The organism is Streptococcus sp. HMSC073A12, from assembly GCF_001812815.1.
Taxonomy (GTDB): Bacteria; Bacillota; Bacilli; order Lactobacillales; family Streptococcaceae; genus Streptococcus; species Streptococcus vaginalis.
Genome location: NZ_KV810569.1, coordinates 29,720 through 50,296 on the forward strand (window position 1 = coordinate 29,720; position 20,577 = coordinate 50,296).

21 protein-coding genes and 3 pseudogenes are annotated in these 20,577 nt (G+C 31.2%); all 24 read left to right on the top strand.

What is annotated here, in order from left to right; all coding sequences use genetic code 11:
• Positions 1-705 precede the first annotated feature (705 nt).
• The 24 genes and pseudogenes from HMPREF2876_RS11095 to HMPREF2876_RS09445 all read left to right on the top strand — a co-directional run bounded on the left by HMPREF2876_RS11095 (position 706) and on the right by HMPREF2876_RS09445 (position 20,576).
• Positions 706-957 carry an N-6 DNA methylase gene (locus HMPREF2876_RS11095; RefSeq protein ID WP_204964914.1) on the top strand — a complete coding sequence of 84 codons (252 nt, stop codon included), beginning with the start codon at positions 706-708 and terminating at the stop codon, positions 955-957.
• A 12-nt stretch (positions 958-969) separates the two neighbouring features.
• Positions 970-1,919, top strand: a pseudogene (locus HMPREF2876_RS11020) (IS3 family transposase); the annotation flags it as partial.
• 398 nt (positions 1,920-2,317) lie between these two features.
• Positions 2,318-2,797: a Csac_0668 family 2Fe-2S cluster-binding (seleno)protein gene (locus HMPREF2876_RS09350; protein WP_000700631.1), complete on the top strand. Its 480-nt coding sequence runs from the start codon at positions 2,318-2,320 to the stop codon at positions 2,795-2,797.
• A 475-nt stretch (positions 2,798-3,272) separates the two neighbouring features.
• The gene (locus HMPREF2876_RS11155) at positions 3,273-3,326 is read left to right on the top strand and encodes an erythromycin resistance leader peptide (protein ID WP_350225099.1); all 54 of its coding nucleotides are present in this window, start codon (positions 3,273-3,275) and stop codon (positions 3,324-3,326) included.
• A gap of 57 nt (positions 3,327-3,383) precedes the next feature.
• Positions 3,384-4,115, top strand: coding sequence for a 23S rRNA (adenine(2058)-N(6))-methyltransferase Erm(A) (gene erm(A), locus HMPREF2876_RS09355; RefSeq protein ID WP_000810833.1), 732 nt, complete (start codon positions 3,384-3,386; stop codon positions 4,113-4,115).
• A 216-nt stretch (positions 4,116-4,331) separates the two neighbouring features.
• A complete protein-coding gene (locus HMPREF2876_RS09360; RefSeq protein ID WP_001176020.1) occupies positions 4,332-4,856 on the top strand; it encodes a phosphotransferase in 525 nt (174 codons plus the stop codon).
• Positions 4,857-4,901: 45 nt separating this feature from the next.
• Positions 4,902-5,291 carry a hypothetical protein gene (locus HMPREF2876_RS09365; RefSeq protein ID WP_001041172.1) on the top strand — a complete coding sequence of 130 codons (390 nt, stop codon included), beginning with the start codon at positions 4,902-4,904 and terminating at the stop codon, positions 5,289-5,291.
• Positions 5,292-5,492: 201 nt separating this feature from the next.
• The gene (locus HMPREF2876_RS09370; protein WP_207778512.1) at positions 5,493-6,398 is read left to right on the top strand and encodes an HsdM family class I SAM-dependent methyltransferase; all 906 of its coding nucleotides are present in this window, start codon (positions 5,493-5,495) and stop codon (positions 6,396-6,398) included.
• A complete protein-coding gene (locus HMPREF2876_RS10745; RefSeq protein WP_070584756.1) occupies positions 6,379-6,894 on the top strand; it encodes a restriction endonuclease subunit S in 516 nt (171 codons plus the stop codon). The genes HMPREF2876_RS09370 and HMPREF2876_RS10745 overlap by 20 nt, the downstream gene beginning before the upstream one ends.
• 41 nt (positions 6,895-6,935) lie before the next feature.
• Positions 6,936-7,409: pseudogene (locus tag HMPREF2876_RS10750) on the top strand (restriction endonuclease subunit S); the annotation flags it as partial.
• A gap of 60 nt (positions 7,410-7,469) precedes the next feature.
• On the top strand, positions 7,470-7,784 hold the full coding sequence (locus HMPREF2876_RS09385) for a DUF3847 domain-containing protein (RefSeq protein ID WP_004825302.1): 315 nt from the start codon (positions 7,470-7,472) through the stop codon (positions 7,782-7,784).
• Positions 7,785-8,096: 312 nt separating this feature from the next.
• On the top strand, positions 8,097-9,737 hold the full coding sequence (gene mobQ / locus HMPREF2876_RS09390; protein WP_070584758.1) for a MobQ family relaxase: 1,641 nt from the start codon (positions 8,097-8,099) through the stop codon (positions 9,735-9,737).
• A gap of 100 nt (positions 9,738-9,837) precedes the next feature.
• Positions 9,838-11,316 (top strand): WD40/YVTN/BNR-like repeat-containing protein, encoded by a 1,479-nt coding sequence (locus tag HMPREF2876_RS09395; RefSeq protein ID WP_241686049.1) that lies wholly within the window; start codon positions 9,838-9,840, stop codon positions 11,314-11,316.
• Between the two features lie 76 nt (positions 11,317-11,392).
• Complete coding sequence (locus HMPREF2876_RS09400; RefSeq protein ID WP_052063280.1) at positions 11,393-11,764, top strand: hypothetical protein; 372 nt, start codon at positions 11,393-11,395, stop codon at positions 11,762-11,764.
• A 250-nt stretch (positions 11,765-12,014) separates the two neighbouring features.
• Positions 12,015-12,542 carry a PcfB family protein gene (locus HMPREF2876_RS09405; protein WP_070584760.1) on the top strand — a complete coding sequence of 176 codons (528 nt, stop codon included), beginning with the start codon at positions 12,015-12,017 and terminating at the stop codon, positions 12,540-12,542.
• Between the two features lie 179 nt (positions 12,543-12,721).
• A complete protein-coding gene (locus HMPREF2876_RS09410; protein ID WP_036753996.1) occupies positions 12,722-13,753 on the top strand; it encodes a PDDEXK nuclease domain-containing protein in 1,032 nt (343 codons plus the stop codon).
• 65 nt (positions 13,754-13,818) lie between these two features.
• Positions 13,819-14,562, top strand: coding sequence for a phage replisome organizer N-terminal domain-containing protein (locus HMPREF2876_RS09415; protein WP_070584762.1), 744 nt, complete (start codon positions 13,819-13,821; stop codon positions 14,560-14,562).
• A 154-nt stretch (positions 14,563-14,716) separates the two neighbouring features.
• Positions 14,717-14,941, top strand: a complete 225-nt coding sequence (locus tag HMPREF2876_RS09420) for a hypothetical protein (RefSeq protein ID WP_036757784.1) — start codon at positions 14,717-14,719, stop codon at positions 14,939-14,941.
• 3 nt (positions 14,942-14,944) lie between these two features.
• Positions 14,945-16,591 (top strand): recombinase family protein, encoded by a 1,647-nt coding sequence (locus tag HMPREF2876_RS09425; RefSeq protein WP_070584764.1) that lies wholly within the window; start codon positions 14,945-14,947, stop codon positions 16,589-16,591.
• 3 nt (positions 16,592-16,594) lie between these two features.
• Positions 16,595-16,678: pseudogene (locus HMPREF2876_RS10375) on the top strand (Maff2 family mobile element protein); the annotation flags it as partial.
• Between the two features lie 19 nt (positions 16,679-16,697).
• Positions 16,698-17,561: a VirB6/TrbL-like conjugal transfer protein, CD1112 family gene (locus HMPREF2876_RS09430; protein ID WP_070584767.1), complete on the top strand. Its 864-nt coding sequence runs from the start codon at positions 16,698-16,700 to the stop codon at positions 17,559-17,561.
• Between the two features lie 17 nt (positions 17,562-17,578).
• The gene (locus tag HMPREF2876_RS09435; RefSeq protein WP_000595839.1) at positions 17,579-17,842 is read left to right on the top strand and encodes a hypothetical protein; all 264 of its coding nucleotides are present in this window, start codon (positions 17,579-17,581) and stop codon (positions 17,840-17,842) included.
• Positions 17,843-17,845: 3 nt separating this feature from the next.
• Positions 17,846-18,235: a PrgI family protein gene (locus HMPREF2876_RS09440; RefSeq protein ID WP_000332205.1), complete on the top strand. Its 390-nt coding sequence runs from the start codon at positions 17,846-17,848 to the stop codon at positions 18,233-18,235.
• Entirely contained in the window at positions 18,147-20,576 is a 2,430-nt protein-coding gene (locus tag HMPREF2876_RS09445) for a VirB4-like conjugal transfer ATPase, CD1110 family (RefSeq protein WP_148131439.1), read from the top strand. The genes HMPREF2876_RS09440 and HMPREF2876_RS09445 overlap by 89 nt, the downstream gene beginning before the upstream one ends.
• The last annotated feature ends 1 nt before the right edge of the window (position 20,577 follow it).

Genomic DNA, 20,577 nt, shown 5'->3' on the forward strand with positions numbered 1-20,577 from the left:
AATGTTGATCAAGGGACTGGTCAAATAACTACTTTTAATCAATTAGGGTTTAAAGGATATTCAGATAAGCCAGATGGTTGGTATTTACCTAAAAACATGAATGATGTAGCAATAATCCTTGAAACAAAATCAGAAGAAAGAGATATTAGCAAACAAATTTTTATTGATGAGCTAATGAAAAATATAGACATAATTTCAAGCAAATATAAAAAAACTGTTGGAATTTTGTACAATGGCAAAGAAATCGCTATATATAAAAACAAGGAACTCATAAGAGTAGCTAATAAACTTCAACACAAGCAATACTATATTGATTTGTTTAAAGAAAATTATATAGATAAAAACAAAATTTTCACTCTAACAAAAAGAATAAATGATTTACTACACTTTAAATTCGGAATTAAGAATTTATATCATAGAATGATATTTACAGCTTCAGCCTTGGTAGTAGAAAGGTTTGGCGGCAATCTTGAAGCAATAAAAGATAATGGATATGAACCATTTAGAAATAAAATATATGATACTTTAGCAAAATCACTTCAAGATCATAGAAAACAAAATCTTAAAATAGATATTTTGCTTGAGGTGTACAGTGAAATAAAAATGAACATTGTAGAAAATCAAGATGATATAAATACATTTATTGACTGTATCATAGAAATCGCAGAGTCCATAAACTCAGATAACTGGAACGGCGAAGATGTAATGGGCATTTTCTTTAATGAATTTAATAGATACAAGAAAAAGTCTGAAAGTGGTCAAGTATTTACCCCAGAGCATATCACTTCATTTATGTACGATTTACTAGAGATAACTTATAACGACCGTTTACTTGACGCTACTTGCGGGTTTCGTGTCATAATAGTGATAGAGGCAAATAGTTATGTAAATATAAAGAGTTCAAGACTTCTACCAAAGTTTAAAACTCAAAAAATAAATAGTTGGTGTGCTGCTTAGAGTAACCATTTTGATAATGTGGATGCGAAACAAAAAGAGATAATCAGACTTCGTAAAAAATTGAAACAGGTTGAAATGGAGAATGATATTTTAAAGCAAGCTGCACTACTGTTAGGCAAAAAATAGACCTCATTATCTCGAACCGAGATAAATATAACATTAGTGCAATGTGTAGACTACTTGGGGTCACAAGAAGTTTAGTCTATTATCATTTGAACAAAGAAAAAGATGTGAAATTAGATGAAGATGAAAAACTAATAGAAGAAATAAAAGAAATATTCAGAAGAAGTAGAAACAACTATGGAACACGCAAAATAAAAAAAGAACTAGGGAAAATTGGATATAAAATATCGAGAAGAAAAATAGGCCGAATAATGAAGAAAAATGGCCTAATCTCAAACTATACAGTAGCACAATATAAAGTAATAAGATCCAAATGCAACGAAGAAGACATCCCTAACCTTTTAAATAGATAATTTGACAATAGAGACTATTTAGAAGCAATAGTAAGCGACCTAACATATGTAAGAGTAGGAAAAACATGGAATTATATATGTTTAATAATAGACTTAAACAGCCGTGAAATAATAGGATACTCATCAGGTAAAAACAAAGATGCAAATCTAGTAGCAGAAGCATTTTACTCAATAAGGCAGCCACTAAATCGTATAAAAATATTTCACACAGACAGAGGAAGAGAATTTAAAAATATAAAAATAGAAGAAATATTAAAGGTATTTGGGATAAAAAGATCGCTAAGTAAAAAAGGAAGCCCATATGATAACGCAGTAAGCGAAGCAGTCAATAAAGTAATGAAGACAGAATTCATATATCAGGAGAACTTTACTAATTTCCAAGAACTTAATCTAAAATTAGCAGAATACGTATATTGGTATAATAACCTAAGAATTCATGGATCTTTAGGATATAAAACACCAGTAGAATATAGAAAAGCAGAATAAAAAGCTCTGGAAGTTTCATAAATTAAATAAAATATATGAACAGACTGTCAAGGGCAAATTTCAACGAAATTTGGGCGAAGCCTTTACCCTTGATTGTCTGAGAATATATTTTATAATCTAAAGAAACTTTCAAGCTTGATAATGTTCGGTTATAAATTGTCTAAAAAAGGGTTGCCATTCCATGTATTTGGGTTCATTAGAAGAATGCCGAGCAATGGGTAACATGACGCTGATGTGTTTATACACAAAAAAGCTACACGTGCGTTGGCTGACAACAGGGAGCTAAGTAAATTAACACCAGCTAAAATGTTTGACGCTATTAATAAATGACAAGTATATGAAATTGGTTTTACCTAGTTTAAAAAAGAAATTATAATGAAAATATGGAGGCTAAGAATATGAAGATTAATAATGAATGTTGTTGTGGATGCAAAACAGAAAAGCCGGATCAAATTAAAGACAATTGTCCTGTATGTAATAATGAAGGGATTTCCGTTAGTAAAGTAACTGTTGAACATCTAGTGGTAGATGATTATCGTAATGCTGTTAACGGAGATCAATATAAGATTTGCATGAACGAGGACTGCGACGTTGTTTACTATAACTTAGATAATGAAATAAAATTCTTGAAAGACCAAGTTAGAGTTCCTATCTGGTTTAAGAAAGATGCAGATCCTAAGTATGCTTGTTATTGTAGCGAAGTCACAGAAAATCAGGTAATTGAAGCAGTTGTAAAGCATGGCGCGAAATCCGTAAAAGAAGTAAATGCCATCACTGGGGCAATGAAAAATTCTAATTGTAAAGAAAACAATCCGTTGGGAGTTTGTTGTCATAAGATTATTCAGGAAGCTATCGATAAAGGCTTGAAAATGAAATAATTACAGTCGATATGTTCTACAAACGAGAGCCAATCTTTGATATGTTTCCATCTACGAGCGTGGATATGTTCCCCATAACCTTAGGGGTTGAGAATGCAGTTTTGATAGCTATCAAGGCAACTCGACACACGTTGAAGCAGCAATTCTGATGACGTATTGTGGTTTGGACAAGGAATAATAGGAGTCAACCACAACATGTAGTGGTTTGAGTACGAAAATTGGGTCAAAAACAGGCTAAAAAATACCGTTTTTTGACCCTTTTAAATAGGGCATTTGACAGATGACATTTGATGTTTCGGGATTAAAAATCCATAGGGTGAGGTAGATTAGCACAGAACTTTATTGAATAGAGAAATTAAAAGTGATATAATCAGTTGCATAAGGAGGAGTTAAATATGTGTACATGTATTGCAGTAGTAGATATTACTTTATCTCATTTATAATGAAAAAAATTAAAGGAGGTAAAGGTATGGGTATGTTTTCTATATTTGTTAATGAGAGATTTCATTATCAACCAAACCAAAAATAATTGGTTATAATGAGCTCTTAAGATTAGTTCATTATAACCGGCAAGGAGAAGGTTATAATGAAACAGAAAAACCCGAAAAATACGCAAAATTTCATTACATCTAAAAAGCATGTAAAGGAAATATTAAAATATACGAATATCAATAAACAAGATAAAATAATAGAAATTGGGTCAGGAAAAGGACATTTTACCAAGGAACTTGTGGAAATGAGTCAACGGGTGAATGCTATAGAGATTGATGAAGGTTTATGTCATGCCACGAAAAAAGCAGTTGAACCTTTTCAGAATATAAAAGTTATTCATGAGGATATTTTGAAGTTTAGCTTTCCTAAAAATACAGACTATAAAATATTTGGTAATATTCCCTACAATATTAGTACTGATATTGTAAAAAAGATTGCTTTTGATAGTCAAGCGAAATATAGCTACCTTATTGTAGAGAGGGGATTTGCTAAAAGGTTGCAAAATACCCAACGAGCTTTAGGTTTGCTGTTAATGGTGGAAATGGATATAAAAATTCTTAAAAAAGTGCCACGAGCATATTTTCACCCTAAGCCTAATGTAGATTCTGTATTGATTGTACTTGAAAGGCATAAACCATTTATTTTAAAGAAGGACTACAAAAAGTATAGATTTTTCGTTTATAAATGGGTAAACAGGGAATATCATGTTCTTTTTACTAAAAATCAATTAAGACAGGTGCTGAAGCATGCGAATGTTACTGATCTTGATAAATTATCCAATGAACAATTTTTGTCTGTTTTCAATAGTTACAAATTATTTCAATAAATTAAAAATAATTAAGCGTTCTCTAACTTTAAGAGAACGCTTAATCTTATTACATTGAAAAATGCATTCTATTATTTTCAATTATTATGATATAACATAATTATCATTTTACTTATTTGCATATTTGCACGAAAATATAGTTATCGACGACTATTCTGATAATAGCAACTAATATAGTCAATGATAACTCAAAATTTATTGATATAGTAGGTATATGTGCAACTAATTAGGGAAGATTTTAGCTTGCCATTTCTGAAACAGCTAAAACAAGTATTGCGTAAAGAATGCGCCAGTCTTCCCATGGACTTAAAATGCTTGCTTGGGGCACACATAAAACCCCTTGAACAATCTATTGACAGAGTTGAAGGACTGTCGGAGATTCTAAGACGAAGTAATCCTAAAATGGCCCTATGCCATACAGATATTCATAATTGGAACTTGATGCAACGGGATGAGCAGTTAGTTCTAATTGACTGGGAAGGCTTGAAATTGGCTCCAGTAAAAGCTGATCTCATGTTTTTTGTTGATAAGCCATATTATGATGTATTTATGAACATATACCTGAAATTACACAAAGATTTTTTAATCAATACGGATGCTTTGTTATTCTATCATATTAGACGTAAACTAGAAGATATATGGGAGTTTATTGAACAACTTTTATATGACAATCAAGAGGATAAGGAAAGAAATGAAACTATAAAAGTTCTTGATGGTGAACTGAATAACTTAGTGTTTTGAAAAAAGAATAACGTATTATTAAGCTAAATAATATTGGAGAAGAAAATGAATAAACAAGAATTATATCAAATTGCTTTCAGTATAATTAATCATAAAAAGTTACGGAACTTTGGAACTTCAGGGCATGTTGAGACGGTAGCTCTGTTGTCCAAACTAAATACAGAACATCATTTAGATATAGAAATAGGGGAAGATGAATTATCTGAAATTGACTTTTCAAAAGACGCAACTTATGGAGAAATTAAAAAGTATGTGTTAGATAAATACGTACTAAAAGTTTCAAGCCTATATATTGCACAAATAAAAAGGAAACATGGTCTAATAGAGAGAGAAAATTATAATTTTAGTAAGAAAGAAAATCAAAGAGTGCCAAATTGCCCAGAAGAAAAAGAAAAAGCAATCGAAGATGCTTTAGAGCATTTTGGAATGATTTAAATAATATCTAAGATTGAAAATTTTAAAATTAAGACTTAAAAACTTTAAGATTAAAAAGATATGTACTTCTTATATAACCTAAGAAGATTAATTGAAAATCAGGGGAACGATGATGGTAAAATAAAAAATTTTAACAACTAAAGAAGAATTAGGCATTATTGCCAAAGAGGTTTTTATGAAGTTAAAAATACTGAAAAAGACTTGTTAGAATTGAAAATTTTAGATCATTGTGCAGGCAGCGGAGCGTTTTTAGTAAAAGCAATGGCAAATATGATAAAAGAAGTTGGTGGAGTAAATACAAAAGAAGCAGAAGATATAAAACAAAATAAACTTTATGGTATCGAGTTTGATAGAGAAATTTTCGCCCTAGCTTGTGCTAATATGCTTATTCACAAAGATGGCAAGACAAATTTGGAACAATTTGATACAAGGGAAAAAGAAGCTTGTAAATGGATCAAATCTAAAAACATAACAAAAGTATTGATGAATCCACCATATGAGAGAAAATATGGTTGCAAAAAAATAGTTACAAATGTATTGGATAATGTACCTGCTGGTATTAAATGTGCATTTATTTTACCAGATAAGAAACTAGAAAAAGATAGAATGCACTCATTACTGAAAAAACACACTCTTGATATGATTATAAAATTACCAGAAAAACTTTTTGATGCAGGAGTAACAACAAGTGTATTTGTTTTTGAAACTGGAAAACCACAAAAAGATAAAAAAATATTTGCTTGCTATATGGAAGATGATGGACTTGAAAGAGTTAAAAATCAAGGTAGGCATGATATAAAAAATAAGTGGAAAGAAATAGAAAAATATTGGCTAGAAGTTGCAAGAACAAAAGTAGATACAAAATATAACACACACCAATGGATAGATTCAAAAGAATATTTATCATATCAAAAACCACAGAAACCTTTTGAAATATATGAAGAAGATTTTAAAAAGACCATTATAGACTTTATACTCTTTGAAGAAAAAATTGACGTAAAAGAATTTAATGAAAAACTTTTAAATCAAGTTTTGTATAAATCAGAATATAAAGATGGTAAACTCATGCTAGATGTAGGTGGAGAAAATGAAGAAAATAAAGATTGATGATTGGAAACCTTTTGAAATAGAGAAGTTATTTACTGTAAAAAGACCTAAATCAAGAAGTGTAAAAAAATATAATGAGGGAGAGATACCTTTTGTATCTTCTGGAAATTATAATAATGGTGTCGATAGTTACAGAGAGCCTATTGATGATGAAGATTTAGATAAAGGAAATTGTATAACAGTAAGTCCAGTTGATGGTAGTACATTTTACCAACCAAAAGATTTTTTGGGAAGAGGTGGTGGAGGGTCATCAATAATGCTTTTATATAATGACAATCTAAATAAATTTAACGGGTTATTTATTGCTTCTGTAATAAGAGAAAGTTTAAAGATAAAGTACCAATATAACGATATGGGATCTAGTGATAGTATAAAAAAAGAAAATATACTTTTACCAGCATTAGACGATGAAACACCAGATTGGAATTTCATGGAAGAAGCAATGAAAAGGCTTGAAACCAGAGAGAGAGTACAAGCAATCTTACAAGCTATTTAAATAATGCAAAATTAAATAAGGTTGATACTTCAAAATGGAAAGAGTTTATAGTTGGTGATTTATTTGAAAATATTAAAAAGCCTGACGTGCTTCATGCAAGAGAAGTCGTTGAAGATGAGAACGGTATTCCTTATGTAGTAAGAACAAAATTTAATAATGGTATAAAATATAGAGTTACTGAAACTAAAAAAATGACTCCTAGCCCTAAGGGAGTTATATCATTTGGTGCAGAGAATGCATCATTCTTTTATCAAAAAGAAAACTTTGTATCTGGAAGAGATATTTATTATATTGATACAAGACATTTGAGTGAGAAAGCATGTCTATTTTTAGTATCGTGTTTAGACACATTGACTGATAAATATTCTTATAGTTATGGACTATTTCCCGATTTGTTAAAGAAAGAAAAGATAAAACTACCAGTAGATGTTCATGGTAATCCCGATTGGGATTATATGGAGAAATATATTGAAAAAATAAAAGAAAATTGCAATAGAGAAATTCATTGTGTTTGAATTAAAAACGATTAGAAATAAAAATCTAGTCGTTTTTTTTATTGTAAGAAAGGACACATTATGACAAGTAAAAGATTAAGTATTGAAGAACAGATTGAAAAGAAAGAAGAAAGCATTAAGCAATTACAAAATCAAAAAAGACAGTTGAAGAAAAAACTTAATGAACAAGAAAGAAAAGCAAGAAACAAAAGACTTATAGAAAAAGGAGCAGTGTTAGAAAGTATTTTTGAAGAAAGTATTGGTTTAACAAAAGATGAATTTTATAAACTAATGAAATCATTAAATGGTGAAGAAATAAGATTAAACATAATGGGAATTTTAGAAGAAAGAATAGATGATAGTGTAGAAAAATCATCTAAAGAAGAAATAACATAATTGTCCCTTGGTTACAAGGGCGCAATTATACACCCTAAAGGGTGCTTGCGTCCTGCGGAGCCAAACCCTTGCAGGGAGCAACAACCATTCGCTTTTTAAAAGTCAAGGGTAAATAAACTCGCTAACGCTCGCCCTTGACTTTTAAAATTTGAAATGAACAAAACAATTAAGCCGACATACTGAAACAACAAAAATTAATTCAGTAGTCGGCTTTTTTAATTCTATCATTTCAAAACGCTCATTCACAAAGTGGATATAAAAATCTATTAAGCCTCCACCTAAAACAACAAAGAAAGAAAGGAAGTGATAAAAATGGCAGACAGTTTTCATTTTTCAGTAAACATAATATCAAGAGGAAAAGGCAAAAGTGCAGTAGCAAGTGCAGCATATATAAGTGGAGAAAAAATAAAAAATGAATGGGACGGAGTAACCCATGACTATACAAGAAAAGAAAAAGTATTAGTAAAAAATATAATATTGCCTGATCATATACCAAAAGAATTTAATGATAGGTCTACCTTATGGAATAAGGTTGAAATGGCAGAAAAAAATTCTAATGCACAACTAGCAAGACAATTCATAATAGGACTACCAAAAGAGTTATCTTTAAGTGAAAACATAAACCTAGTTGAAAGATATATAAAAGAAAATCTAACATCACAAGGAATGATAGTAGATTATGCAATTCATGATGAGAGTCAAGATAAAAATGGAAATATCCATTGTCATATCATGACCATAATGCGACCCATAAACGAAAAAGGAGAGTTCTTAGCAAAGTCAAAAAAAGAATATATCCTAGATGAAAAAGGAGAAAAAGTATTAAACAAAAATGGAAAACCAAAGACAAGAAAAGTAGAACTAACAACCTGGAACGATAAAGGCAATGTAGAAAAATGGAGAGAAAATTTTTCAGACCTTTGCAATGAATATCTAGCAAAAAACAAGATAGAAAAAAGAGTAGACCATAGGAGTTTTAAAAGACAAAATTCAGATTATCTACCGACAATCCATTTAGGATCAGCAGCAAGTGCAATGGAAAGAAAGGGAATAGAAACTGACAAGGGAAACTATAATAGAGAAATAAGAAAATATAACGTACTTGTAAAAACAATAAAAGAAGAGATAAAAATATTAAAGGGTTGGATAGGAAATCTATTAGATAACCTAACTACTGCTTATGAAAAATTTAAGGATATAGAAAGAGATAAGGTAATAGACAACCCTAAACTTTTCAATCTAACAAATTATCTATTAACATATTCAGAAATTCAAAAAGAAAAAAGTAAATATCTAAAAGGATATGCAAAAACCAATAAAGAAAAATATGACTTCAAAAAGCTAACAAGTGCATATAGTTATTTAAGAAAAAATAACATAGAAACCATAGGTCAGTTACAAACAAAAATAGAAACTTTAAAGTCTAATAGTTATAGGCTAAATAAAAAAGCAAAGACAATCCATAAAGAAATGGAAGATGTAGAAAATAAAATTCTATACTATGAAATCTACAAAGCCAAAAAAGAAGTTTATGAAGAATATCAAAAGAAAAATATATTCACAAAAGACGCATTCTATAATAAACATAAGAAAGACATAGACCAATATAAGGTAGTGAGTGGGAAATTAAAAAAACTCCTATCAGATAAGGAAAAACTAAGTCCTAAAAAGTGGAATGAAGAAAAAAATCTTTTAATGGCAAAGCTTGAAGAAATAAATAAAGAAAAAGACAAGATAAAAGATGAATACCAGGAAATTAATCATATAAAATATTCAGTAGATTTTGTAAACAAAGAACTTGGCATAGATTTATCCATAGAAATAGATAAGCTTATAAAACAAGGCGAAAAACCAAGTGTAATAGCACAGATTAAAAAATATCAAGAGCAACAAGAAAAATACGAAAAGAAAAAAGAGAGAACAAAAGATAGTTATAGGAATTCGGAAAGGTAAGATGTTTTAACTTTATTAGGGGACTTTCAAGCACCGTAGGAAGCTGATATAGAAAAAGTACCTAAAAAATGATATAATGCACATGAATGGAGGGACTGATGTGAAGAAGAAACTAAAACCGTTAGTTGATTATATAATCTTAGTTTTATATTCAATTTGTATGTATATTTTATGGAAAATTTGTAAGTTAGGAGGAACACATTATTGGCTTAGAATTATGTTGCCTTTCGTGATTTTACTAATTATCTTACTTTTAGTCAGATTAATATTAAGACATAGAGGGTATCGGGCAAGTTATTTTAAATTCCGTTTGGTTTTATTTATTGCTATAAGCCTAGTGTTTGGAGGGATGATAATACACACAGCAATTCCTTATAATGGGGCTTTATCTTGGAAAATTGATGATTTCTTAAATCATAAAAAGATAAAATTCATTCATAATAATATTTATGAAAATGGTATTGATGGATTGATAAACGATATAGGAGAAAAAAATTCTTTACCAGAAAAAATTTATGTATCAGATGATTTCTACATTGAGTTTACAGGGGATGGAACAATTACGAATATAGAAACAATGTTATATGGAGAAAATGATAAGGGACAGTTGAAAGGTTTTTTAATTACCTATGACTATAAGAAAGATAGTAAAATAAATATATGGCTTAATAAAGGCGAAGGTCTTAGTATTAATTCGGATAAGTTATTAAATCCTTTTTTCGCAATTCTTAAGCAATCCGATTACAAAGAACAAGTTCATAATTGGGAGGATATAAAACAAAATCAAACATATTCTTTTTTATATTCAGGAAAAGAAAAAGTTAATTCAGAAAAAGGACTCTCTATATTAGATGGAGATGCAGATGGTGATGGAAAATATAATACAGGATTGACGACTTCTATGTTATCAAGAGGAGGAGAATTTAGTGGGTATATGGCTTCTCTTTATATAAAAAATAATGAAGATATATCTTCATTTAAGTATCTAATGGAGCCACAATATATATCGCCGGAAATTCTTGAAAATGAACATAATAGCGAAATAATTGAAGATGCAAAAAGTTCAAAAAGATGGATTACAGATGAAAATAATGGTACGGTTTATACCTTTGTTTTAGATGATAAAAAAATAGGATATAGACTTGTGGTTGTAGATGCTGCTGCCGGTTCAAGGTTCTATGCATTTGAAAAATCAATTGATAGTGGGGAAAATTGGAAAGTTATCAACAAAAATCCTTTTATGGATGAAGCTGGATCAGCTGAAGGAATAATATTCTTTTCAAATGATTTTGGTTTTATTGGAATTCAGGGGGCATCTGGACAGTACTCTCAAATATATAGTACAAAAGATGGAGGCCTTACCTTTAGACAAGTTAATTTACCAATGGATAAGGTAAAAGATATACCAAAAGAGGGAAAAGAAATCGGACTAAAATTGGATGATTATAAGTATCTTTCTATGCCTGAAAGTAAGGGGAATAAATTATATATTACTGTTACAGCAGGGGAGTATGAATCCAATGGAATTCAATTTTATTCTGAAGATGCGGGAGAAAGTTGGAATGTTTTAACGAAATAAAAAATTTGAACTTGAGAATGATTTAGGTAGAGTAAATGAAAAAAATTCTTTTTATTATAATGGTGATTTTTTTGTTGTGATAGATGGCTACACTGCTTTATTAGTCTTAGGTGATTTGATAACCACTACAACTACAATAGAAGTTATCAATCAAAGTGAGGATATTGTCGCAAAGGTAAAAGAGCATTTTAACATTAACTATGAGATAACGAAAATTCAATATAGTCTAGGTTTTCCAGATGGATATGGATTAGAAATATATGATTCTGGAGGAGCTAAAGAACATTTTTTTGAAGATGATGGATTTGAAGATAGTGAAATAGATGCTTACTTTCAAAAATTAAATATAGACACACCTAAATATTTGAAAGTTTTAATAATAGAAATTATCCTTGGAATCATTCTAATAATAGTAATAATTAGAAGAAATAGAATCAATGAACAATGAAGAAATACAGATTATATATTCCAACATGAAAAACTATCTATCAGACAAAAGAACACACATAAACTACTGAAGGTGGAAAGGCATTGTAAGCTATTTTAAAGTATAAAAGGTACAAATACCTAAGAAAGCTATAAAAACATCAAAATAAAGTATTCCACCACCAACAACCAAATAAAAACAATCAAAGGGAAGTATAGAAAAATTAAAGCCTATACTTCCCTTTTTTAATTCAAACAAAGGAGAGAAAAGCATGATAAACGAAGAAATAAGCAAAGAAGCAGGTCAAGCAGCACAAACCGTAATATCATACACGATAAAGGCAGCAAAAGAATCAATCAACTTAGACAAAGAAATAAGAAAAAAGATGAATGAAACTTTAGAAAAAGCAAACGGAAACCTAAAAAGCCTTATGGGCTATGAAATGAAAATAAAAGACCTCTACAAAAAAGGACAACTAGAAAATATAAGCATAGATCAAAGCAACCTCAAAGACTTAAAAAAAGAACTAAACAAACTTGGGGTAAGCTTTTCAGTAATGAAAAACAAAGAAACACAAAACTATGAAATATTCTTCCAATCCAAAGACATAAAAGTAATGGAATATGCCTTTAAACAAGTCATATTCAAGGAAAATAAAAAAGAAAAAGAAAGTATCCTAAAACAAATAAAGAAATACAAAGACCTATCCAAGAACAAGGATAAGACAAAAGAAAAAGTCAAAAGAAAAGTAAAAGAAAAAGTAAAACCAAACAAAAAAGATATGACCAGAGAAATCTAAGGGAGTAACGAAAAGTTACACCCTTAAATAACCATAATAACAAGACTTCCGAAAATCGGAAATCAAGAATTTCGATTATCGAAAATCTGGGAAATATCAAGGCAGATAAGATATAAAATTGAATAAACACAATATTTATGATATAATTAAAGCAATTAAGAGGTCAAAGAGGTGCTTGTATGAATAAGAATAATAAAATAGATAGAGTTCATGATGATGTTTTTAATAGCATAAAAACATTGATGGATAAGGCAAGGAATGAAGTCGCAAGAGAAGTCAATAATATTTTAGTTCAAACATATTGGGAGATTGGACGTATCATCGTAGAAGATGAGCAAGGTCATTCAGAACGAGCTGAGTATGGAAAAGAACTTATAAATGACTTATCAAGACAACTTACAAAGGAATATGGCAAGGGATTTTCTAAGTCTAATTTATTTAATATGAGAAACCTATATTTATCATATCCAATATTCCAGACACTGTCTGGAATATTGACCTGGTCCCATTATTGCGAACTCTTATCCATTAGCGATGAGAAAAAACGAAGCTTCTATGAGAAAGAAAGTATTAATGCAAATTGGTCTGTGAGAGAACTTAAAAGACAAATAAAAACATCACTTTTTGAAAGATTGCTCCTATCATCTGGAGAGGAAAACAAAGAAAAAGTTCTAGACCTAGCTTTAAAGGGCAATGAAATAAATAAGGCAGCTGACCTTGTAAAAGACCCTTATGTATTTGAATTTTTAGGTTTGCCAGAAGAAAAGCCAATGATGGAGAGTGATTTAGAAAAAGCACTCATAGATCATATCGAAAAATTCTTGCTTGAACTTGGTAAGGGTTTTATGTATGTAGGCAGCCAGCAAAGGGTAACTTTAGGCAACACCCACTATTATGTGGACATGGTATTTTATAATAAAATATTAAGGTCTTATGTCTTAATCGAACTAAAAACAAGCAAGCTAATGCCAGAAGCAGTTGGTCAAATAAATATGTATCTCAATTATTATAAGGCAGAAGTCAATGATGAGATGGACAATGAGCCAATAGGAATAATCTTATGTACAGATAAGGACGGAGTACAAGCAGAATACGCCTTAGGAAATTTATCAAATAAAATATTCGCATCAAAATATACTTTGTATATACCAGACAGGGAAGAGCTTGAAGAACAAGTAGAAAAAGTTATTAAAAAATATAAGGAAAAATAAAATATAAATTATAAGGAGAAGTAGAGAAAAAATCTACTTCTTTTTTTATTGCAAGGAGGATTAGAATGGCAACAAACAAAAGATATTATTGGATAAAACTAAAAGAAGAATTTTTCACAGACAAAAGGATAAAAAGATTAAGGAGAATATCGGGAGGAGATACCTACACGATAATCTACCTCAAACTTTTATTACTAAGTCTAAAAGATGAGGGCAAACTCTATTATGACGGAGTAGAAAGTGATTTTATAAAAGAGTTAGCACTAACCATAGATGAAACAGACGATGATGTAATGGTAACAGTTAATTATTTAATAAATCAAGGTTTACTAGAAGTTGTAACAGAAAATGATGAATACTACCTAACTGAAATACCAAACTTAATCGGATCAGAAACAGCATCTACAAGGCGTTCAAGAAAGTCTAGAGAATTAAAAATGTTGCAATGCAACACCAATGCAACACATAAGCAACAAAAGTGCAACGGAGAGATAGAGATAGAGAAAGATATAGAGATAGATAAAGAGAGAGAGGGAGAGATAGAAAAAGATAAAAAGTCCACCCCCATCTTTTATGGAGAATTCAAAAATGTAAGACTAAGCAAAGAAGAATATAAAAATCTTAAAGAAAAATTAAACTCACACACAGACAAAATGATAAATAAACTATCAAGGTACATGGAAAGCAGAGGAAAGACCTATCAAAACCACTATGCGACAATCCTAAATTGGTATGAAAAAGATAAAGATAAACTAAGACATCAAGGTTTAAATAAGAAAATGAACTATGATGTAGGCGAATCTTTATAGATAAAAAGAGGTGGAAAGCCACTATTAAAGACTTTAAGTATAAAAAGGTATCGAAGTATGCCAGAGATAATAAAAATATAAATATGACACTTAAAAGGCGATTAGAAAATTAAAAATCTAATCGCCTTTTTTTTATTGCATGAAAGGATAAGCTATGACAAAAAGACAAACAAAATACATTGTAAAAAGAAATTATGATAATAGAAGAACAGATACAGACGCTTTTCTAAGACTAATAAAAAAATCAAGCAAATTAAGTAAGGACAATGAAATTGAGTACAACAAATATAATATTGATAGTAATAAAAAAGAGTGCTATAATAAAAATAGTTTTAGAGAAAGTTGTGTTATTTCTGAAAACTCAAACAAGGAGGAATAGGAAATGATACAAACAAATTCAAATCACTTTTCATTCAAAGCTGCAATTTATTGCAGACTATCTAAAGATGATGAGCAGAAAGGAGAGAGTGCCAGCATACAAAACCAAAAAGAACTTTTAGAAAACTATGTAAAATCAAAAGGTTGGAGTATTTACGATGTATATATAGATGATGGATACACTGGATTAAATACAAATAGACCATCATTTCAAAGACTAATTAATGATATTGAAAATAAAAAAGTGGATATAGTCATCACTAAGGACTTATCAAGACTTGGAAGAAACTATTTGCAGACTGGATACTATACAGAAAATTTCTTCCCAAAGAACAATGTCAGATATATAGCTTTAAATGATGGAGTAGATACCTTTCAAGAAAACAACGAAATAGTTCCTTTTAAAAATGTTTTAAACGAGTTTTATTCAAGAGATGTTTCCAAAAAGATGAAATCTGCTTATATGACTAGGGCAAGGCAAGGAAAATTTATTGGTTGTCTTGCTCCAATAGGATATAGGAAAGACAATGATAATCCACATAAATTAGTAATCGATGATGAAACTTCATGGATTGTTGAAAAAATTTTTGATCTTGCTTTTAGTGGTTATGGAGTACAAGCAATTAGGAGAAGACTTTTTGAAGAAAAAATACCTACACCTACCTGGTGGAATAGAAAAAAAGGACTTAGAAATAAAAAAACTAAGTTAGAAATGACCGTAGATGGTGGAGAGTATTGGTGGGACTGCACAACCCTAAAAGAAATTATTGAAAATCCTGTTTATATCGGTCATATTGCTAGTCAAAAAGTTAATTATAAATTCAAAGTAGGTTGGTTATCCGATAAACCTAAAGAGGAATGGATAATAGTAGAAAATACACATGAACCAATTATTTCTGAAGATATTTATAATATAGCAAATGAAAAATTAAAGAGCAGAAGAAGACCATTTAAAAATGGAGAAGAAAGCATATTTGCAGGCATTGTGAAATGTCCCGATTGTGGAAAATCTTTAAATCTTGGAAGAAACAAATCAAAAAAAAGAGAAAAGTTACTCACTTGTAACACTTATAGAAGATATGGAAAGTCATTATGTAGTCAACATAGAATTTATTACGATACTCTTTATGAGATAGTGCTTAAAGATATTAGAAAAAATGCAGAAATAGCATTAAAAGACGAAAAAGAAATCATAAAAGCACTTGAAAAATCACGAGAAATTGATAATGAAGAAGAACAAAAATTTATCATGGATAAGATTTACGAAGACCAAATAAGAGTAGAAGACTTAACTAAAAAGATTGAAAGACTATATGATGACTGGCTAGATAACAAGATAAGTGAAAGCAACTTCCAAAAAATTCTTGAAAAATCGCAGAAAGAACAAGATTATCTAAATCAAAGAATAGAGGATAATCAAAAATTGATTGTTAAAGAAGATCTTGAAGATATTAATGTCAAAAAATGGATTGAACTCATAAAAAAACATAAGGATATAAAGAAGCTGGACAAAGAAACCTTAAACGAACTCATCTCAAAAATCTATGTTCACGAAAAAGAAATAGTGAATGGAGAAATCACCCAAACAATTGATATTTACTACAATTTCATAGGAAATACAGACACACTACAAGTATTTTACAATCTCTAATTAGGCATAAAGCAGCTGATGGCAGGAGGCGGTATTGTCCTAATCGGACTTAAGCTGATTCCACTTCTTGCCAATGTACTCAAGTAAGAAGAAAAGGAGAGCTTAGATGTTTGGAATATTCGACAAGATAGAAGAATTTTTTAAGGAACTTCTACTGGGCGGTATCCAAGCAAACTTAGAGTCCATGTTTCTTGACATCAACGATAAAGTTGGTGCAGTTGCAACAGATGTAGGAAAAACTCCCATGGGGTGGAACGGAGATGTATTTGCCTTTATCAAAAGCATTAACGATTCCGTCATTATTCCCATAGCGGGACTAATCATCACAGCAGTCCTTTGTATTGAGCTTATCAATATGGTAATGCAAAAGAACAATATGCATGATACGGACACCTTTGAATTTTTTAAGTACATCATCAAGATGTGGATTGCTGTATGGTTAGTGTCCCATGCTTTTCAGTTTTCTATGGCAGTCTTTGATGTGGCACAGCACATGGTAAATAAGGCGGCAGGGGTGATAAATACCTCTGCCACCGTTTCCGGAGATCAGATAGTGGCAATGATGGATACCTTAAAAGAAAAGGGGCTTGGAGAGCTTGTCATGATTCTCTTTGAAACCTCACTCATAAAGGTTGCCATAGAGGTAATTTCCATTGTAATCATGCTTGTGGTTTACGGAAGAATGTTTGAGATTTATGTTTACTCATCGGTTTCAGCCATTCCATTTGCCACAATGGGAAACAAAGAGTGGGGACAAATTGGAACAAACTATATCAAAGGACTATTTGCACTTGGGCTACAAGGACTCTTTTTAATGGTTTGTCTTGGAATATACGCAGTATTAGTTAAGACAATACAGATAACAGATATACACACAAGTACCATGACGATACTTGGATATGCGGTTTTGCTGGGACTAATGATGCTAAAGAGCGGAACTCTGGCCAAAAGCGTATTAAATGCACACTAACAGAAAGGAAGGATAGGATGATCAAAAGAAAAACAGTATTTACAGCAGTAGTAATCGGAGCAGGTGTTATAGCGGTGATTGATAGAATCAAACTTTTTAGCAAGATTAATGACTTGGAAGAAAGAACAAAAGACATCGGTCGCTGCCATAATGACTTTTGTATTTTGCAGGAAAGATATAACAAAAATACAGATAAACAGATAGAAAGCATTCAGGAAGAAATCGGCTCTGTTTATGAACACATGGCAGAGCTTTCAAAGGAAAAAGAAGATGGGAGGTAAGTTATGGCGTATGTACCAATCCCAAAAGACCTAAAGAAGGTAAAGACAAAGGTAGCTTTTAACTTAACCAAAAGGCAGATGATAGGTTTCACACTCGCAGGACTGGTAGGACTACCAGTCTATTTATTTATGCGAAAGGTCGTTCCAAATGATATTGCCGTCATATTTCTCATTGTATCCACACTCCCTATATTTTTCATCACTCTTTTTGAAAAGGACGGACTGACCTTTGAGAAATATTTTAAATATATTTACCTTCATAAGTTTTATCAGCCACAAAAAAGGGTGAGAAAGGAGGTTTACCTTGAAAGACAAAAGAAAGATTCAGCAGGTAAAGTTAGAACAAAACAAAAAAATGTTAAGAAGTCAAAGACAGGACTTAAAGCAAAATAAGGGAAAATCTAAAAAAGATAAAGGCGGGCTACTTGACTTTATTTTTAGAAAAGAACCAAAAAGATATACTGTCGAAGATACCATTCCCTATCTTAGACTCTTAAAAAGCGGTATATGTCAGCTTGACGAAAAGCACTTTAGTAAAAGCATAGCCTTTCAGGATATTAACTACCAACTTGCTTTAGATGAAGATCGAGACTTGATTTTTAATCAGTTTGCAAATTTTCTAAACTCCTTTGATCCAAGTATCAGTATTGAGTTTTCATATATCAATCAACTTGGACGAAACGAAGAAATGAAGTCGGCAATTCAGATACCGGATAAAAAGGACGGTTTTGACGATATACGTCTTGAGTTTAGAGAGATGCTTAAAAGCCAGATTGTAAAGGGAAATAATGGACTGAAAAAATCAAAGTATGTAACCTTTACAGTAGAAGCGGATAATTTAGAGCAGGCAACATCAAAACTTGAAAGACTGGAGATAGATATATTATCTAATCTAAAGAGTATGGGAGTTCGTGCGGAAAGTTTAAGTGGGGAAGAAAGACTCAAGATTCTTCACGATATATTAAATCCCAATAAGACCTTTGAGTTTTCATACAAAAATCTGAGGAAAAGGGAAAGCACTAAAAAATACATTGTACCTGATGAATTTAACTTCACGCCTTCAAGGTACTTTAAGTTTGGAAAATTTATCGGGGCAGTAAGTCATTTTCAAATTCTTGCCAGTGAGCTTTCAGACCGTATGCTTGCCGAGTTTTTGGATATTGATGATAACATCAATATTTCCTTTCATATTAAGGCAATCGACCAATCGGAAGCTATTAAAATGGTAAAGAGAAAAAATACCGATATTGACAAGATGAAGATTGAGGAAAATAAAAAGGCGGTAAGGTCAGGATATGATATGGACATTCTTCCAAGTGATTTAATTACCTATGGAGAAGATGTAAAAAGTCTTTTAAAAGACCTCCAGACAAGAGATGAGCGTATGTTTGTCGTAACCATCATCTTTATGAACTTTGCAAGGACAATTCAAAAGCTGGACAATACCATTTCTCAAATCAGCTCTATTGCCAATAAGCATAATTGCAAGTTAAAAAGGCTTGACCATTCCCAAGAGCAGGGCTTAATCAGTGTACTTCCACTTGGGGTAAATAAGATTGAAATTGACAGAGGACTAACCTCATCATCTACGGCAGTATTTATGCCCTTTACAACAGAGGAGCTTTTTATCAATTCAAGTAACAGTCTTTATTACGGACTAAATGCCTTAAGCCATAACCTGATTATGGCAGATAGGAAAAAACTCAAAAATCCAAACGGTCTAATCCTCGGAACTCCCGGAAGTGGTAAATCCTTTAGTGCCAAAAGAGAAATGGCAAATGCAATTTTGGTAACAGATGATGATGTGATTATCTGCGATCCGGAAGGAGAGTATGGAAACCTTGTGAGACAGTTTAACGGAGAAGTCATTAAGGTCAGCAGTAAGTCAAAGGATTACCTGAATCCCCTTGATATAAATATGAACTATGGCGATGGGGATGCGCCACTGAAAGACAAAGCAAACTTCATTATGAGTATGCTGGAGCTTGTAGTAGGCGGTAGTGGTCTTACGGCAGAAGAAAAGTCCGTTATAGACAGGTGCTTACCTAAGATTTACGAAAAGTATTTTGAAAATCCAGAACCTTGTAATATGCCAATACTTCAAGACCTATACGATATGTTAAAAGGACAGGAAGAAAAGGTCGGTAAAAAGCTGGCAACGGAGATGGAAATCTATGTATCAGGTTCCCTTAATGTTTTTAATCACAGGTCAAATGTGGACTTAAATAAGAAACTCCTGTGCTTTGATATTAAAGAGCTTGGAAGTCAGCTAAAGAAAATAGGAATGCTTGTTATACAGGATCAGGTGTGGAATAAAGTATCTCAAAATAGAGGAAGCAAGGCTACAAGGTACTATATAGATGAGTTTCACTTGCTATTAAAAGATGAGCAGACAGCATCTTATTCTGTGGAAATATGGAAGCGTTTTAGAAAATGGGGAGGTATTCCAACAGGTATTACGCAAAATGTCAAAGACCTACTTATGAGTAAGGAAATTGAAAATATCTTTGATAATACCGACTTTGTCTTAATGCTAAATCAAGCGTCAGGAGATAGAGAAATTTTAGCAAGAAAACTTAAAATCTCACTTCCTCAGCTTAGATATGTTACCAACTCAAATGAGGGCGAGGGACTACTGTTCTTTGGAAATACCATTGTTCCTTTCCTTGATAAGTTCCCGAAAGATACAATTCTCTATCAGAAGATGACTACCAAGCCTGAAGAAGTGAGGTAGC